The sequence below is a fragment of the Pseudoalteromonas ostreae genome (assembly GCF_018069805.1).
Taxonomy (GTDB): domain Bacteria; phylum Pseudomonadota; class Gammaproteobacteria; order Enterobacterales; family Alteromonadaceae; genus Pseudoalteromonas; species Pseudoalteromonas ostreae.
This window is the reverse complement of the sequence record NZ_JAGPYN010000030.1, coordinates 16,248-33,016: the sequence shown is the minus strand read 5'-3', so window position 1 is coordinate 33,016 and position 16,769 is coordinate 16,248. Positions and strand designations below refer to the sequence as shown.

The window sequence follows — 16,769 nt, the reverse complement described above, 5'->3', positions numbered from 1 at the left end:
AAATAATTACCATGAATAACGCAATCAGTACGAGTGATATTAATCTATTAGCATTTGACGCTTCTACCGAAGCATTGTCTTTAGTGCTCAATTATAATGGTCAGTTATTTCACCATTTTGAAGTATGCCCGCAACAGCATAGTCAAAAAATCTTACCGTTGGTTGATCAGTTGTTAGCTAAGGCAAATTGCCGTTTAGCTGATTTAGATGTTATTGGTTTTGGGCAAGGCCCAGGTAGTTTCACTGGCGTGCGTATTAGTGTTGCTATTGCGCAAGGCTTAGCTTATGCATGTAAACTGCCACTAGTTGGTGTGTCAACGCTACAAATGATGGCGCAGCAAGCTTATCAACAAACCGGTGAAAAAAGTGTATTTAGTGCTATTGATGCGCGTATGGGAGAAATATATTTTGCCCATTATAGACTCAGTGATAATGGTGTGATGACCTTACAAGGTGACGAACAAGTATTAAAACCCGCATTATTATCTCTTGCAGACGAACCAGGGATTGCAGTGGGTACTGGCTGGCAAACATACCCAGAGGCACTGGCAGATAAGCCACAAATTGCTATCAATAACGATATCATATTACCTGATGCCGGTTTTATGTTGGCTACAATTAGCGATGATTTCAGTGCGCAACGTACGGTCAGTGCTGCGCAAGCTCAACCTAAATATGTACGTGATACAGTAACCTGGAAAAAACTACCTGGACGCGAATAAACTGATTAATAAAGCAACTTGCAAGGTTATTAAATTTGGCACATAATTTAATAACCTAAGTAACGAGACGCAGCTTTGAATCTACCTATTGGCTCAGGGTTTTACTCGGGAGACATACTCGGTAAAATTACCTCAAGACAGATAAACACGAATAAACCTCAGGGTTTATTAGGGCAATCTGCTGCTGATAATACACAGTCTGCGGAGTTTGTTAAATCAAGCCAAGCAGGTATTGCGCTGGCTGATAAGTTACAAAGTGATACTGCCCAACCTAGTTATCAACAAACGATTTATGACCAACCGACAGCCAAAGTAAGTCGTGCTATTTCAACCTACACCGAGTTTGCTAATTTAGAACGCCGAGCTGAAGTACAAAACTTAATTGGTGTGGACATTTACGCTTAACAATTAGACAGTAATTTAACATCTGTCGATGTGCCAGTATTTGGCAAAAGTTTACCTCCAGCTGTGATTAAAAAAGCCCAGATACATTATGACTGGGCTTTATATAATTAACCTTTAATGTTGCAGTTATCTGCTACGCTCAGAAAGCAACATGCTAGTTAAACGTTACTGCTGTTCAATAAAGCCGATCAGTTTATCGGCAATATCAGTATTGTTTTGTGAGCCGATAAATTTATCAGCACCTTTACCATAGGCAAATACTTGTACATCAATAGCAGTATGACCGCCGGTAGTCCAACCGGTGAAGCTGGCTCTACTGATAATATCTTTGATGGCAAGATTAAGTGGTTTATCACCTAATTTTTTTGCTTGTTCAAGCTTGATCTGGTTTTCGGGAGTGTATTCTATATTCGTGTTAGCAGTCCAAATGGCTTTTAAATCATCAGACTCAGACATTAGTTTAGTTAATTTAACGGCTGTAGCTTTCACACCTTTTACTACCTCGGTTTCCCATTTATATTGACCATGCGCACCCAATGTTAAACCACCTGTAGAGTGATCTGCGGTGATCACCAATAAGGTATCTGGGTTTTTATCAATGTAGGCTTTTGCTTGCTCGATTGATTTAGCAAAATCATCCATTTCCGCCATTGCACAGGCAATATCATTCGCATGACCACACCAATCAATTTGGCTGCCTTCGATCATCACGAAAAAGCCATTTTTCTTATTTTCATTAAGTAACTCAAGCGCTTTATTGGTCATTTGTGCTAAGCGTGTTGGGTTATTATCTAACGCAAAGTCAAGCCCAACTGGAGCAAATAAACCTAAAGCAGGAATTTGCTTGATATCTTTTAACGCACTAAAGTCATCGCTGTATTGATAGCCCGCTTGCTTAAATTCTGCAACTAAATTACGGTCTTCGCGGATGTAATATTTAGTACCGCCACCAAGCATTAAGTCAACGGGAAGTTTACCGGCAATTTTATTATCAATGTAGTCATTGGCAATTTCATCGTAGTTACGACGAGATTCATTATGTGCAGCGAAGCTCGCGGGCGTGGCATGATTGATTTGTGAGGTAGCAACTAATGCGGTGATCATGCCTTTTTGTTTGGCAATTTCGAGCATTGTTTTTACTGGCCTTTTATTAGTATCGACCGCAATTGCACCATTATAGCTTTTATGACCTGAGCTCAAAGCTGTTGCGCCAGCGGCACTGTCGGTTACATAAGTATGGTCGTCAGGGTAAGTATGTGCCATTCCCTTAAGGATTGTATCAAACACCGTACCTTCAATTTCTTTGGTCGACGGATCATCTTTAAAGTAGCGATATGCTGTAGTATAAGCGGGGCCCATGCCATCACCAATCATATAAATAATGTTTTTTGGTGCTTGCTCTGCGTATGCACTTGCCGAGCATAATAATGCCAAGAGGCTTATTTGTTTCTTCATCTTTGTACCCTGTTTATTATGTAGTGCCATTGTATACGCAATGTAGTATAAATAAATGTCTTTTACGTTAAACAAACTAAAAACAAAGGGGAATTACGCAGTGCATCCATTTTCAGTTCAAAGTGGCGCATTAACACTTCATGGCCTAACATTTGGGCAAGGAACAGAGGTTGTCATTGCATTACATGGTTGGCTTGATAATTGTCATAGTTTTTTACCCATGTTAGAACATAACACCTTAACTGCAACCTGGTATTGTGTGGATTTTCCTGGACATGGTTTATCAGATTGGCGTGGTAGCGATGCGCACTATTATTTCATCGATTATATTGATGATATTTATAACTTGATCGAACAACTGGGAGTTAAGAAAGTACATTTAGTTGGCCATTCTATGGGCGCAATGGCCGCTGGACTTTTTGCCAGCTGCTTTCCTGATAAAGTAAATACAGTTACTATGATAGAAGGACTGGGAGTTGTCACAACACCTAGTGAAAAAGTGGTTGAGCAGCTTAGAAATGCAATTTTGAATCGACGGCGTGTAAATCAAAAAGCACCCCGACAGTACGAGTCAAAACAAATAATACACCAAGCACGAGCGGCACAAAGTGACTTACCTTTGGATTTAATAGCACTTTTGATGGACAGAAATATACGAGCAACCGAACAAGGATGGCTGCTAAGAACTGATCAAAAGCTCAAAAATCATTCAGGCTTTAGGTTTGATGAGCAACAATGCATAGCGGTAATAAGCGAAATAAATGTGCCTTGCCTACTAATTATAGGTAGTAAAGGGTATCCATTTATTAGTGATAATTTAAATAAATATGCTAATTATTACAAAAGCTTAATAGTAAATGAAGTTGAAGGAGGCCACCACTGTCATATGCAAAGCCCTGAACAATGTTTACAGCAGATTCATGCATTTATGCTACAAACGGGTGCATGTTAATTGTATATTGGCACAAAATGTGGGAATATTTGCGGATTAGAGTGATTGCTCAATTGTGGAATTACCTTACTTAGTTTAAGGTTTAATAAAAATAAATTATAAATAGAACAGGAGCTAAGAGTGGAAAAAATTTGGCTGAAGCGCTACCCAGAGGGTATGCCTGAAACAATCGATCCTGAGCACTACAACTCGTTGTTAGAAGTGTTTGAAAAAAGCTTCACTGACTACAAAGATTTGCCTGCTTTTACCAATATGGGTAAAACATTAAGTTATGATGAAATAGACCAAGCAACAAAACGTGTTGCTGCGTATATTCAACATGATTTGGGATTAAAAAAAGGCGATAAAGTGGCTGTAATGATGCCAAATTTATTGCAAACACCGGTTTCTATACTCGGTATTTTACGTGCCGGTTGTGTGGTAGTTAATGTTAACCCGCTTTACACTGTGCGTGAGCTTGAACATCAATTAAATGATTCAGAAACATCAGCAATTTTTATACTGGCTAACTTTGCAGACACGCTCGAAAAAGCATTGCCGCATACTAAAGTAAAGCACATCGTTGTTACCCAAGTGGGTGATATGATGGGGGGATTGAAAAAGCATCTAGTTAACTTTGTTGTTAAGCATATTAAAAAAATGGTGCCAAGCTATTCACTGCCTAACCCTATAAAGTTTGAAGCTTTACTTGCGACTAACGAAAACAATTACACTAAACCTGAAGTGTGTTTATCTGATATTGCTTTTTTGCAATATACCGGTGGTACAACAGGTGTTTCTAAAGGTGCAATGCTGACCCATGGTAACATGGTGGGTAACTTAGAGCAGGTTTCTGGTTGCTTAGATAAAGTGTTAGAACGCGGTAAAGAAGTTGTTGTCACTGCTTTACCGCTTTATCATATCTTTGCACTGACAGCGAACTGCTTAACGTTTATGAAGTATGGCGGATTAAATTTATTGATCACCAATCCGCGTGATATGAAAGGCTTTGTGAAAGAATTAGGCCAACATAAATTCACTGCGATCACCGGCGTAAATACATTATTTAATGGTTTGTTGAATACACCAGGGTTTGCCGAGCTTGATTTTTCAAGTTTGAAAATGTCACTCGGTGGCGGTATGGCTGTACAGCGCCCTGTTGCTGAAAAGTGGCAAAAGATCACCAGTAGCAAATTAATGGAAGGGTATGGTTTAACTGAGTGTTCCCCATTAGTTACTGTTAGTCCTTATGATTTAAACGCATATAATGGATCGATTGGTTTACCTGCACCTAATACTGAGATCAAGTTGATGTTAGATAATGGTGAAGAAGCAGCTAAAGGTGAGCCAGGCGAATTATGGGTTAAAGGTCCACAAGTGATGGTTGGTTATTATAACCGTCCTGATGCAACGGCTGAGTGCCTGCAAGATGGTTGGTTTGCCACAGGGGATATAGCCACTTATGACGATGAGGGATTCTTTTATATTGTTGACCGTAAAAAAGATATGATCATCGTATCTGGCTTTAATGTGTTCCCAAATGAGATCGAAGAAGTGATTGCAATGCATGAAGGTGTTTTAGAAGCAGCAGCAATTGGTATCCCTCATGATGTGAGCGGCGAACAAGTTAAAGTTTTTATTGTTAAAAAAGACCCATCTTTGACTGAAAAAGATATAATAAAACACTGTCGTGATAATTTAACTAATTACAAGGTCCCAAAACTGGTTGAGTTTAGGGATGAATTGCCAAAAACAAACGTTGGCAAAATACTCAGACGAGCCTTGAAAGATTAGCAAGCTAAAAAAGCCGACTTATGTCGGCTTTTTTATTGTAGGAGATTAAGTGCAATATCAATTGATCCAAACCCAAAATCAATTAAATGAGTTTGTAGAGCAGATCCGTAACAAACCCATCTTAGCAATTGATACAGAATTTATGCGTCGTCGTACTTTGTATCCTGAAGTTGCCCTTATTCAAGTTTATGACGGCGAACATTTAGCATTAATCGATCCGCTAGCCGAGCTATCATTGTTTGATTTTTGGCAGATTTTACGTGATCCTGCGGTGTTAAAAGTCTTGCATTCACCGTCGGAAGATATTGAAGTATTTCAAAAATACGCAGGCTTCGTACCAGCCCCCTTATTTGATAGCCAGTTTGCTTTGCAATTATTAGGCAATGGTAACTGCATGGGCTTTGCTCATATGGTAAAAAATTTACTCGATATTGAAATTGACAAAAGCGAATCACGGACCAATTGGTTACAGCGTCCGCTAACAATTAAACAACTCGATTACGCTGCAGCTGATGTATTTCATTTATTACCGTGCTTTAAAATTATTATTGAACAAATCAACGACGCTGGTTTCTTTGATATTGTGATCAATGAAAGTGAGTTGATTGCACAAAAACGCTCTTATCAAACACCGGATGAACATCTGTATCGAGACATTAAAAATGCTTGGCAATTAAAACCTGCGGATCTTGCTGTATTAAGAGAGCTTGCGGCTTGGCGTCGTAACAAAGCGATACGCAAAAATTTAGCGCTTAACTTTGTATTAAAAGAGCACTGCTTGGTTGAATTGGCAAAACGCAAACCAACGAGTTTAACTGCAATGCGTAATGTGCCAGAAGTCGATAGCATCGAAGTTAACCGCTCGGGCGTTGAAATCTTAAAGTGTATTGAAAAAGCTAAAGTGATCCCTGTTGCAGATTTTCCTGAGCCACTAAGACGACTTATTGACTTTCCAAGTTATAAAAAAGTAGCCAAAGAAATTAAACAAAAAATCACTGCAGTTGCTAAAAAGCAGGCCATTCCAGAAGATGTATTTGCATCTAAAAAGCAAATCAACCAGTTGATCAGTTGGAATTGGAAGTTAACCAGCGCTGAGCGTGAACAGACTCCAAAGCCCGATTTACTTAACTCATGGCGTTATGAATATTTAAAAGACACACTCAAAGAGTGGGATGTATAATTATTAAGAGTTCATAGGGACTAAGATAGTTAATGTACTATTGTTAGTCCCTACTGTTTGTGTCAGAGGGGGGAGAAAGTTATTTTATTCGCCCATTTTAGCGAGGATCTTATCTAAATTAACTTTAGATTTAGCCACGCTTTGCATTGGTGTTAACCCATTCGGGTATTCTTCTTGTTCTACGACCAGCCACTGAGTGGCGCCATCAACAATCAATGTTTTTATTATTTTTTGCCATGGATAATCATTTTCACCTAATATAGGACTTAAGCTATCGTTAGGATGGGTGCGAACTTTTAAGTGGGTTGCCAGGGTTCGTCCTGGGTATTTTTTAATGAAATATTCAGGATCTTTTCCTGCATAATGTACCCAACCTATATCAAGCTGCAGTGGCAGGGTATTTGGCGTATTACCGGCAATAGCGTCCCAGTATGTCGCGTTTTGGAATTGATTAAACTCCTTATTATGGTTGTGAAAACCGATGTGCATAGCATAGCGCTGAGCGATTTCATTAACCTGAGTGAGTTGCTCGGTCAAAGAGGTAATTCCTTGTGGCTGCCAAGCTCGTTCATCCCAAGGTACAAATAAAATCGAGACACCAAGGGTTTTATAAAACAATAATGTGTCTGCTAAGGTGTCATCCGTTAAGGAGCCAAAGCCGATATGTGCGCTACTAGCGACTAAATTTAGCTTAGCGAGTTTGTCCTTCAGTGCACTTGGATTGTTCTTATAAGGCCCAAAGTCACCTGCAAATTCCACACCTTGAAAGCCCATATCAGCAATAGATGAAAGGGTGCCATCAAAATCCGCTTTTAAGGCAGCTTTAACAGACCAAAGCTGAACACTAACGGGGAGTAGTTGTTTGCTTGTTTTTGCATAGATAGACAGCGAGTTTAAAACACAAAAAATAAACAGAATTGAAATAACATAATTAAATGATGATTTGATTTTGAACATAAAAAACACCTACGAGGAAAAGCAGGGAAGTGCTCCCTGCTTAGGGCTGGGCTAGCTAAAAAATAACTTAGCGTTAACTGGCAACTGAATCTTGATAAGCATACTCGGTCAAACCCAGTTCAGCTAAAACGCTATCTAAATGGGCTTTGGCTTCGTCAGTAGGTCCTGGGTAATCACCTGCAATAGGTACATTGCCTAAATAGCCAATATCTTTACAACCTTGCGGTGTACAAAAGTAGGCACCAAGTACGAGGTTTTTAAAGCGTAAAAAAGCATTACCAATGCGTTGAAACTGCGCAGGGGTTTCATCATCAAAATAAGCAATATCATTTAAGATGGCTGTTTGTTGCTCTTTTTTCAATGCGACGAATGGTGCTTTATAACGCAGCACTGCCTCATCATCGATCCATGCTAAGCCGTGTAAAATAGTAACGCGGTCTTTTTGTTGACCGTTATAAGGTGAGCTTACCCACTCATCAATCACACTCGGTACATTTACCTCTGTTGCACTTGGGTTGTTACCTTCGCTAGGCACGATATAATCGGTTAACACCGCAACTAAATTTAATTGTGTTTGAGTTAATGTCAATGGCCAAGGTGATTGTGGTGGCATAACCATATTGGGATCAGTGCCATAACCTTTAGCTGTTATAGGTTTTAAATCTAAGTCAGGCCAATGTCCTTTATCACTAATTGTCTCTTCTAGCGCTTTACTACACCCTGCTGAAAGTGATACTGCGGAACCTGCGGCTAATAAACCAAGCCACTTTAACGATTCACGGCGTGTCATGCCGGAAATATATTTGTATGAGTCAACACGATCTTCATTATGCATGTTACAGCGCTCCTTGTTCTATTTGTTTGGCTATCCAGGTTGAATTACGCATTGCCAATGTCATGATGGTTAATGTGCAATTTTTATGTGGATTAGAGGCAAATACCCCTGCATCCATCACAAATAAGTTGTCGCAATCCCATGTTTGGCCCCATTGATTGGTCACTGAATCCTTTGCAGAGCTGCCCATGCGAGTGGTGCCTACTTCATGAATGATCTCACCACCTTTTGAAATTGCTTTTTCAGCAGCAGGTAATTTGCCCACAGTAGCCCCTAGATTTTCAAGGATCTGTTTCGCTGTTTTTAAGCCGTGTTCAATTTGTTTTAGCTCACGATCAGACCATTTGAAATGAAATTTAGAAACCGGAATACCCCATTTATCTTTAACACTTTCATCAATTTCCATGTAGGTATCATCGTTGGGGAGCATTTCTCCGCGCAGCGCAAAGCCAACATAAGCTCCGTAGGCATCACGAACTTGTTGTTTTAGTTTAATACCATAACCACGTTTATCGCCAGAGACTCCAGATCCAGGTTGATTAAAACCGCTACTGATCTCAAAGTGATAACCACGGGGAAAATCAAGCTCACCTTTGGCGTGCGCTTTGTGTCCCCACCAAGGAATAAATAAATGATTTCCAGTGTGGCCATCTTCGTTATAACGTGGACGACCTTTTAATGCTGGAACTTGCGCACCAAGCCAAGCCCCGGTTGAATCCATTAAGTTACGACCTACTTGGCCACTTGAGTTAGCTAAACCTTTGGGATGATGAGCGTGTTTTGAATTTAGCAAAATACGTGCGGATTCGCAGGCACTAGCGGCAAGGATCACGATATCTGCGTTGAGATGCTTTTCAGCTGCGGTTTGCTTATCTATATAAGTAACACCCGTTACTTTTCCGTCATCATTAACAGTCACTGATTTAACCATTGCATCGGTAATTATTTCTAAATTCCCAGTTGCTTTTGCCATAGGTAATAATGAGGTTGTAGTTTGAAACGCCGCGCCGATAGAGCAACCATGGCCGCAAGGTGTTGCATAAAAGCACGCCATACGATCATCTTTGGGCCGAGTTAATACTGCTCTGTGCATAGGCACAGCAGCGATACCCAATTTTTTCGCACTGGCAGCAATCAGTAACTCAGGAATTCGCGGCGTTGGTGGTGGCTGTAATACCCCTGGTGCAGATGGCGGCATATCATCAAGGCCGGTATTGGTGCCGCAAATACCCACTAGTTCTTCCGTGATGTCGTACCATGGCGCGATATCATCATAAGTGAAAGGCCAATCTGCACCGTTGCCATCTTGGCTTTTTCCTTTAAAATCATGTTCACTAAAGCGTAATGAGTAACGTCCCCAGTGATTAGTTCTTCCACCTAACATGCGTGCACGCCACCAGTAAAAATCAGTGCCTTTGGCGTTAGTGTAAGGCTCATCAGGAACTTGCCAGCCACCATCGACGGTTGCATCGTAAAAGCCAAAGTTTTTGTCTTTATTTCCTGCGCCCATTAAAGGGGCTTCACTGTTACGGCGAAACATTGGGCTTTCTTTTTTTGGATCGTAATCACGCCCCGCTTCAAGTAATAATACTTTATGGCCTAGTTTAGTTAAGGTATAAGCGGCCATTGCGCCACCTGCGCCGGAGCCAACAACCAGTACTTTATGATCAAATGTAGACATGCTTATAGTTCCTTAATTTTTATATTTTTAAACCACACTTTGTCACCATGATCCTGTAAACCTATGCGACCTTCCTTTGCTGTTGCGAAGTTAGACCAAGTCGCAAATTTACTGTTTTTAACCAAGGTATTCCAAGTACTACTGCCCACAACAATGCTGGCAGTGCTGACATCATTTTGCCAAACTTGTAAATGGTCATTAAGCATCCTAATACGCACCGTGTTCCACTCAGTTGCAGGTTTGTGAGCTGAAGTAGGTGGTGTAAATAAATCATAAATAGAGCCAGATAAATGAGAGTCTATTTTCGTATCTGAATGGCGTTCGTTATCTATAATTTGGATTTCAGGGGCGTGCGAGTAAATATATTTCCCTTGCTCATCGGCAAGAACAAAAATACCACTGTTGCCGACTTTGCTAATTTTCCAATCTAGTTTTAAGTCAAAGTTGCGATAGGCTTTTTTCGTGAGTATGTCGCCACCGCCTTTAGTGAGTAACATTGCGCCATTGTCTATAGTCCATTTTGAGCTGAGTGTCTCACTTTTGAAATTGCGCCAGTGCGACATATTTTTGCCATTGAACAGTAATTGCCAGCCAGCTAATTGTTCTTCTTTAGAAAGTTGGTTATCTGGTGTCTTAGCAAAAGCAGTACTACTAAAAGCCAGTGCAACTGACAACATCAAGATTGATTTAAGCATATAATACCCCTTGTTTTTGTGTGTTTCTTATTGCTATTAAACGTATTTTTCAACGTTTTTATTTTTTGTTATAAACAGATGAAGACCAATAAATACAATGATCAGTACAATCGGAAAAACCAGTAGATTTTGCAATACAGCTTGTCCTGCGAGCACTTCAACTTGTTCTACACTGACACTCGTTGTTTGTGCTTGTGTTCGCGCATTATCAATCCAATGGCCTATGACGGGGTTCCAGATGCTCATTGCAAACATGCCAGCTCCACCAATTAACGACATGCCAAGTGCACCTGTTTTTGGGGCATACTCAGCGACACAACCGATCATGGTTGGCCAAAAATAAGTAACGCCAATGGCAAACATTGCTGCGGCAAGGTAGATGGTATTACCTTGCGCTTGGCTCATTAAAAATATCCCTAGTGTTGAAAAAACAGCCGATCCCAGTAGGACACCCGATGGACTAAAGCGGTGCACAATCGGGCCCGCAAAAAAACGACCTAATGCCATTAACCCAGTGATCAAAGCTAAAATAACCATAGGCGAAGCGCCTGACGAACCAAGGATTTGCTCAATCCATTGCTGTGTACCAAATTCGGTTACGGCTGTCAGTGTCATGCAAATAATGAGAAACAAATACAGCGGCGAGAGTAAGTGTTTTAAGTTGCTGGTGGTCGAATTTTGCTGTGTATCAAACTGTGGGAATTGCGTTTTAAGCATCATCGCACCATAAATAATGGTAGGCACAAGGATCAGCGAAACTTGCCATTGCCAGCTGAAGCCAACGGATGTCATTGCATTTGAAGCTAATGCACCAATTACGATCCCACCAGGAAACCAAACATGAAAGCGGTTTAACATAGTGGTGGTGTTTTTAGGAAACATTTTGGCGATCAGTGGATTACAACCGGCTTCAACCGATCCATTGGCAAAGCCAATTAAAAATGTCGAGATCAATAATCCCCAAAAACCATCTGCAGTGATAGTTAAAATAAGTCCGCCTAGGTGGCACATAAACGCTAATGCAACCAACTTTTTAGCACCAATCGCGTTATAAATGATGCCCCCGAGCATGGTTGCAACCGGAAAGCCTAAAAATGCCATGGCGTTTACCCAGCCAAGTTGTGTACCAGTGAGTCCGAACTGCTCGCCTAGTTGTCCTAAAATGCCGGCCCTTATTGCGAAAGTCATTGATGTGACAATTAATGCAATGCAGCAAAGCCGAAAAATAATACAATTATTGTTGTTATTCATTGTGTGTGATCCTGTTTATTAAATACCTAATATCCGCTTATTTCGCTGACCATTTGTGTCCATTGCGCTAAAGTCATCAAATGCTTTAGCCGTAGGGCGGATCAAATGCTCTTTTATAAATTGTGCGCCTTCTTTCGCCCCATCTTCAGGATGTTTAATGCAACACTCCCACTCTAGAACTGCCCAGCCATCAAAACCATATTGCGTTAATTTGCTGAAGATACTTTTGAAATCAATTTGTCCATCACCTAAGGAGCGAAACCGACCAGGGCGGTCTTGCCAATCTTGATAACCACCATAAATACCGCTGCGACCATTTGGATTAAACTCTGCATCTTTGACGTGAAATGCTTTAATTCGATGGTGATAAATATCAATAAATGATAAGTAATCAAGTTGTTGTAAAATAAAATGGCTGGGATCATAAAGAATATTTACCCGTGGATGATTATTTGTCGCAGCTAAAAAGCGCTCAAACGTTACGCCATCATGTAAATCTTCCCCTGGGTGAAGTTCATAGCAAACATCCACACCCATTTCATCAAAGTAGTCGAGGATTGGCAGCCAGCGTTTCGCAAGTTCTTGGAACCCTTGCTCTACAAGTCCTTTTGGACGCTGCGGCCAAGGATAAAAAGTTTGCCACAGTAGCGCTCCTGAAAAAGTCACATGGCTTTTCAAGCCCAAATTTTTACTGGCTTTAGCGGCCATCATTAACTGATTGATGGCCCATTTTGTTCTGGCTATAGGATCACCGCGTAGTGCTTGAGGGGCAAAATTGTCAAACATGTCATCATACGCTGGATGAACGGCTACAAGCTGCCCTTGTAAATGTGTTGATAGCTCTGAAATTGTAAGCCCTGCCTGCGCAGCAATACTAGTCACTTCATCGCAATAATCTTGGCTTTGGGCTGCTTTTTCTAAATCGAAAATACGAGAATTTACAGTCGGTAGCTGAATCGCTTTATAGCCTAAATTTGCTGCCCACTGACAAATAGTGGTAAAGCTGTTGAAAGGAGCTTCATCGCTGATGAATTGTGCTAAGAAGATCGCTGGACCTTTAATTTGTTTCATTTTTTATCCAATTTTAAATGGTTGCCACTTAGTGTCTTTTCTCGACGCTGCTACAGCATTTTCTATAAATGCCATTCCGCGAATTGCCTCTTTAATACCAGGCACGTCAAAGTCATGGTTGGATGCTGAGTATCCGGCTTTTTTTGCATGAATTTGTTTTGCAAAATTGACATAGATATTGGCAAATGCTTCAAGGTATCCTTCTGGATGACCTGCAGGTGTTCGCAGTGAATTTTGTGCCGCAGTACTTTTTAGGCCAACACCTGCACGTAATAGGGTGGTTGGCGTGTTATGACTTTTGAGCCACAAACTATTTGGTTCCATTTGTGACCACTCAAGACTTGCTTGGTCGCCATAAATACGTAAATTAAGATTGTTTTCTTCTCCTAATGCAACTTGGCTGGCAAGAAGTACTCCCTTAGAGTCGTTGTTAAAACGCAGTAACACAGTGCCATCGTCATCGAGTGTTCTGCCTGCAACAACATGATTTAAGTCAGCGCATAGTGCGGTTATTTCTAGGCCGCTCACGTATTCAGCTAGATTTGCAGCATGCACTCCTATATCAGCTATACAACAACTAATACCGGCCTTATCAGCATCTAAACGCCATTTGGCTTGTTTGGCATTTTCATCTTCGCTGGTGGCAAGCCAACCTTGACTGTACTCAACAATAATTTTACGAATAGCGCCCAGCTCGCCATCAGTAATACGTTGGCGCGCTTCTTTGATCATCGGGTAACCAGTGTAGGTATGAGTTAATCCATATAAACAATCACTGGCTTGCAGAGTTTTTTCTAATAACAGCGCTTGGTCTAAATTTAGGGTGGCTGGCTTATCTGATAAAACGTGAAAACCAGCTTCAATCGCACACTTTGCAATTGGGAAATGCAAATGATTTGGCGTCACTATTGCCACAAAATCAATTCGTTGATCGGCAGGTAACTTAGCTTCTTCGCTAAACATTTGTTGGTAGCTGTCATAGCAACGAGATGGATTTATTCCTAGCATTGCCGCAGTAGCTTGGCTGCGGGTTGGATCTGAACTAAAGGAGCCTGCGGCTAACTCAATTAAGCCATCTAAGCGTGCAGCAATGCGATGGATTGCACCGATAAATGCACCTTGTGCACCACCGACCATCCCCATGCGGATTTTGGCATTATTCATGAAAAAAGCTCCATGTCAGTAATCGTCTACTGAGTTTAGTTAATATCATGTTATTGATAATAGGGAATGAACAGCGTAAGGGATAATAAAAATTCGGTTGACAATGCAATAAAATCGGCGTTTTATATATTATTATAAATTCATATTTATAGAATATATTATTATGAAAGTGCAAGGGATCATAAATAAAGCGGGCGTAAATCAACTGATCTCGGCATTTGATTTATTACCCGATATTTTGTTTTGGGTTAAGGATTCTGAGAGTCGAATTCTTTACGCGAATCAACATTTTATTGAACATCAAGGGTATAAGTTATTAGAGCAAATTTTACTGAAAACTGATTTTGACTTTTCATCTAAACACTTAGCATTTCAATACGTCAATGACGATAAACGTGTAATGAATGGCTATGTAGTTACTGATCGTTTGGAGCTAAACCAAACCTCAAATGGTGAATTAGCCTGGTTTTCAACGTCCAAAAAAGCAATTTTAGCTGACGATGGTCAAATACTGGGCACTTATGGCGTTACACGGCATTTACAAAAAACATCAAAGGCTTTGTCGCATGTAAGAGCGATTGAAGGGCCAGTAAATTATATACGTGAACACTATCATCGCAATATCTGTATTGAAGAACTTGCCGAGCTTGCTCATTTATCGGTAAGTGCGTTAGAGCGGCGATTTAAAAAACATTTAGCAAAAACACCTAATCAATTTATTAACGAAATACGTTTAGAAAATGCACGTAAGCTACTAGTTGAAACTCGTTTACCAATTTCACAAATAGCCTATCAATGCGGTTTTTCAGAGCCTAGCTATTTTAGTAAACAATTCAGACGCTTATTTGGTGAGATCCCCTCACAAATGCGCTCCCAAATTGAGCCCTAAGCCAGCCGTTTAGCTAATTGAATAGCGCCTTGCTCGGGCAGGTAGTGCGCATCACAAAGATAACCTTGTGCTTTGGTTGATAACCAAGGAGTAATTTTCTCGGCTGTGCCTCCCATTAATGTAATGTTGTGATAGCCGTGGCTAACTAAATGGTCGATATAACGGGTAATATAGCGCGCTGCTTGCTCTAAAATAATAATGGCCCAAGGATCATCTTGCATTGCGAAAACTAAAGGCGCAAAACCTGCAAAAAAAGCGGGTTTGGCATTGAGTGCTAATTCTGTCAGCTGGTTACTTGTATCACAACTAAGCTGTGCCAATAAGGTATTTATTAATGAGCTTGAGGGGGATAAGCCATCTAAAACCTCTAGCGCATAACGAAATAAAGTTAAACCAATCCAGCCTCCGCTTGCGCCATCACTTAATAATAATCCATGGCCTCCTAATTCAATAACGTTACCGTTTTTTATTGCTCCTGCACAAAAGCCAGTACCTAAAATAATAATTGCACCTCCGTTATCACCATGGGCACCTTGACAGGCTATGTGTAAGTCAGTTGAAAAGTTAAATTGTGCAAATGGATGCTGCCACTGTGCCATCTTATTATTTGCACCGGCAATGCCAGCGCCAGCGAGTCCTGCATAGGCATAAATTGCCCCGAGTTTTGATAGCCCTAAACCAGCCTGATGTAATGCGTGTGTTGTTGCATCAATAATGGATTGCTGCGCCACTTCAACGGAGGTTGCAATATTTGCTGCACCGCTTACTGCCTCAGCAAGTAGGGTGCCTTGTGCGTTTTCAAGCCTGACTCGGCATTTTGTACCGCCGCCATCAATACCTAAATACAGGTGAGGTTGAGAGTCGTTAGTCATTTTTAGCTTGCTCGTTAGTTCGTTGATTTAAAATTGCGTTAATTAATAACGGATCCACCCAGCCATCCTTGTTGTGTACACCAGAGTAGGCATGTAGTGACACTAAATTATTGTTGGCAAGTTGCCAAAGTGTACTTGCATTATCAGTGGTTACGCCACCACCAATAACAATTTCTATATGATCATTGGCGTGGCTAATGATTGTTTGTAAATGATTAAGACCTTGCATAACGTCTTTATCATCAGTCCATTTAGTGCCGTTTGTGAGGATACGATCAATGCCCAGTTCAGTTAATAGACCAATTGCCTTTTCGCTGTCTTCTATACAATCAAAGGCGCGATGAAATGTCGTTGCTAAATTATATTTATGTGCACAGGCAATGAGCGCTGTGGTAGCTGCGACATCAACGCCATTGGCGTTTAGCGCACCAAATACAACACCGGTAGCACCTGCGTGCGCCGCGTGTGCTATTTGTGTAAGCATTTGCTTCAGTATTGTTGCATCAACAATAAATTGATTCGCAACAGGTCGTATCATGATAAGCAACTCGCCTTCTGAGGGCATTGCATGAGCTGCGATAGTCATTGCTGTTGCACTAGGAGTGAGACCTTCAAGTTGCATTGTATTGCAAAGCTCAATTCTAGCGGCGCCAGCTGTAAATGCGGTTTTTACATTATCAGCTAACTGAATATGATCATCGGCGTTTAAACAGACTTCTAAATTTTTACGCATTGTTTCGTTCCAAAATACTAGCGATATTGTTAATAATAAAATATTTAATAATGGTTGATACTATTAGAATAAATATAACTTTGTTATAAATCAGTTGCTTATTTTTATTTTTTACTTTTTAATGAATATGCAAA

Annotated in this window: 16 protein-coding genes; 6 read left to right on the top strand and 10 right to left on the bottom strand. The window is 40.6% G+C overall.

The window, feature by feature from the left end:
- Positions 1-11: 11 nt before the first annotated feature.
- A complete protein-coding gene (gene tsaB, locus J7338_RS18420) occupies positions 12-722 on the top strand; it encodes a tRNA (adenosine(37)-N6)-threonylcarbamoyltransferase complex dimerization subunit type 1 TsaB (RefSeq protein ID WP_210798439.1) in 711 nt (236 codons plus the stop codon).
- A gap of 75 nt (positions 723-797) precedes the next feature.
- A complete protein-coding gene (locus J7338_RS18415) occupies positions 798-1,127 on the top strand; it encodes a hypothetical protein (RefSeq protein WP_210798436.1) in 330 nt (109 codons plus the stop codon).
- 165 nt (positions 1,128-1,292) lie between these two features.
- Here the strand turns inward: J7338_RS18415 and J7338_RS18410 are convergent, their stop codons facing one another.
- Positions 1,293-2,582: an alkaline phosphatase gene (locus J7338_RS18410; RefSeq protein WP_210798434.1), complete on the bottom strand. Its 1,290-nt coding sequence runs from the start codon at positions 2,580-2,582 to the stop codon at positions 1,293-1,295.
- Positions 2,583-2,682: 100 nt separating this feature from the next.
- On the opposite strand from J7338_RS18410, the gene J7338_RS18405 reads away from it, so the two are divergent.
- From J7338_RS18405 to rnd, 3 genes are all read left to right on the top strand, one after another.
- Positions 2,683-3,534 (top strand): alpha/beta fold hydrolase, encoded by an 852-nt coding sequence (locus J7338_RS18405; protein ID WP_210798431.1) that lies wholly within the window; start codon positions 2,683-2,685, stop codon positions 3,532-3,534.
- Between the two features lie 120 nt (positions 3,535-3,654).
- A complete protein-coding gene (gene fadD, locus J7338_RS18400; RefSeq protein WP_210798429.1) occupies positions 3,655-5,307 on the top strand; it encodes a long-chain-fatty-acid--CoA ligase FadD in 1,653 nt (550 codons plus the stop codon).
- A 49-nt stretch (positions 5,308-5,356) separates the two neighbouring features.
- Positions 5,357-6,487 carry a ribonuclease D gene (rnd, locus tag J7338_RS18395; protein WP_210798427.1) on the top strand — a complete coding sequence of 377 codons (1,131 nt, stop codon included), beginning with the start codon at positions 5,357-5,359 and terminating at the stop codon, positions 6,485-6,487.
- Between the two features lie 84 nt (positions 6,488-6,571).
- On the opposite strand, the gene J7338_RS18390 is transcribed toward rnd, so the two are convergent.
- The 7 genes from J7338_RS18390 to J7338_RS18360 form a co-directional block, all read right to left on the bottom strand.
- A complete protein-coding gene (locus J7338_RS18390; protein ID WP_210798425.1) occupies positions 6,572-7,444 on the bottom strand; it encodes a sugar phosphate isomerase/epimerase family protein in 873 nt (290 codons plus the stop codon).
- A gap of 73 nt (positions 7,445-7,517) precedes the next feature.
- Positions 7,518-8,279 (bottom strand): gluconate 2-dehydrogenase subunit 3 family protein, encoded by a 762-nt coding sequence (locus J7338_RS18385; RefSeq protein WP_210798423.1) that lies wholly within the window; start codon positions 8,277-8,279, stop codon positions 7,518-7,520.
- Position 8,280: 1 nt separating this feature from the next.
- Positions 8,281-9,960 carry a GMC family oxidoreductase gene (locus J7338_RS18380; protein ID WP_210798420.1) on the bottom strand — a complete coding sequence of 560 codons (1,680 nt, stop codon included), beginning with the start codon at positions 9,958-9,960 and terminating at the stop codon, positions 8,281-8,283.
- Between the two features lie 2 nt (positions 9,961-9,962).
- The gene (locus J7338_RS18375; protein WP_210798418.1) at positions 9,963-10,655 is read right to left on the bottom strand and encodes a 3-keto-disaccharide hydrolase; all 693 of its coding nucleotides are present in this window, start codon (positions 10,653-10,655) and stop codon (positions 9,963-9,965) included.
- A gap of 36 nt (positions 10,656-10,691) precedes the next feature.
- A complete protein-coding gene (locus J7338_RS18370) occupies positions 10,692-11,906 on the bottom strand; it encodes an MFS transporter (protein WP_210798416.1) in 1,215 nt (404 codons plus the stop codon).
- A gap of 18 nt (positions 11,907-11,924) precedes the next feature.
- Complete coding sequence (locus J7338_RS18365) at positions 11,925-12,977, bottom strand: sugar phosphate isomerase/epimerase family protein (protein WP_210798414.1); 1,053 nt, start codon at positions 12,975-12,977, stop codon at positions 11,925-11,927.
- Between the two features lie 3 nt (positions 12,978-12,980).
- Entirely contained in the window at positions 12,981-14,141 is a 1,161-nt protein-coding gene (locus J7338_RS18360; RefSeq protein ID WP_210798412.1) for a Gfo/Idh/MocA family protein, read from the bottom strand.
- A 163-nt stretch (positions 14,142-14,304) separates the two neighbouring features.
- On the opposite strand from J7338_RS18360, the gene J7338_RS18355 reads away from it, so the two are divergent.
- Positions 14,305-15,030: an AraC family transcriptional regulator gene (locus J7338_RS18355; RefSeq protein ID WP_210798410.1), complete on the top strand. Its 726-nt coding sequence runs from the start codon at positions 14,305-14,307 to the stop codon at positions 15,028-15,030.
- On the opposite strand, the gene J7338_RS18350 is transcribed toward J7338_RS18355, so the two are convergent.
- Both J7338_RS18350 and J7338_RS18345 read right to left on the bottom strand, forming a co-directional pair.
- Complete coding sequence (locus J7338_RS18350) at positions 15,027-15,902, bottom strand: glucosamine kinase nucleotide-binding domain-containing protein (RefSeq protein WP_210798409.1); 876 nt, start codon at positions 15,900-15,902, stop codon at positions 15,027-15,029. The two genes, J7338_RS18355 and J7338_RS18350, sit on opposite strands and share 4 nt — an antisense overlap.
- A complete protein-coding gene (locus tag J7338_RS18345) occupies positions 15,895-16,635 on the bottom strand; it encodes a copper homeostasis protein CutC (protein WP_210798407.1) in 741 nt (246 codons plus the stop codon). The genes J7338_RS18350 and J7338_RS18345 overlap by 8 nt, the downstream gene beginning before the upstream one ends.
- Positions 16,636-16,769 lie beyond the last annotated feature (134 nt).

Excerpts from the sequence above, each read along its gene's own strand:
- tsaB (WP_210798439.1), top strand. The coding sequence starts at position 12 with ATGAATAACGCAATCAGTACGAGTGATATTAATCTATTAGCATTTGAC.
- J7338_RS18410 (WP_210798434.1), bottom strand. The coding sequence starts at position 2,582 with ATGAAGAAACAAATAAGCCTCTTGGCATTATTATGCTCGGCAAGTGCA.
- J7338_RS18390 (WP_210798425.1), bottom strand. The coding sequence starts at position 7,444 with ATGTTCAAAATCAAATCATCATTTAATTATGTTATTTCAATTCTGTTT.
- J7338_RS18385 (WP_210798423.1), bottom strand. The coding sequence starts at position 8,279 with ATGCATAATGAAGATCGTGTTGACTCATACAAATATATTTCCGGCATG.
- J7338_RS18380 (WP_210798420.1), bottom strand. The coding sequence starts at position 9,960 with ATGTCTACATTTGATCATAAAGTACTGGTTGTTGGCTCCGGCGCAGGT.
- J7338_RS18375 (WP_210798418.1), bottom strand. The coding sequence starts at position 10,655 with ATGCTTAAATCAATCTTGATGTTGTCAGTTGCACTGGCTTTTAGTAGT.
- J7338_RS18370 (WP_210798416.1), bottom strand. The coding sequence starts at position 11,906 with ATGAATAACAACAATAATTGTATTATTTTTCGGCTTTGCTGCATTGCA.
- J7338_RS18365 (WP_210798414.1), bottom strand. The coding sequence starts at position 12,977 with ATGAAACAAATTAAAGGTCCAGCGATCTTCTTAGCACAATTCATCAGC.
- J7338_RS18360 (WP_210798412.1), bottom strand. The coding sequence starts at position 14,141 with ATGAATAATGCCAAAATCCGCATGGGGATGGTCGGTGGTGCACAAGGT.
- J7338_RS18355 (WP_210798410.1), top strand. The coding sequence starts at position 14,305 with ATGAAAGTGCAAGGGATCATAAATAAAGCGGGCGTAAATCAACTGATC.
- J7338_RS18350 (WP_210798409.1), bottom strand. The coding sequence starts at position 15,902 with ATGACTAACGACTCTCAACCTCACCTGTATTTAGGTATTGATGGCGGC.
- J7338_RS18345 (WP_210798407.1), bottom strand. The coding sequence starts at position 16,635 with ATGCGTAAAAATTTAGAAGTCTGTTTAAACGCCGATGATCATATTCAG.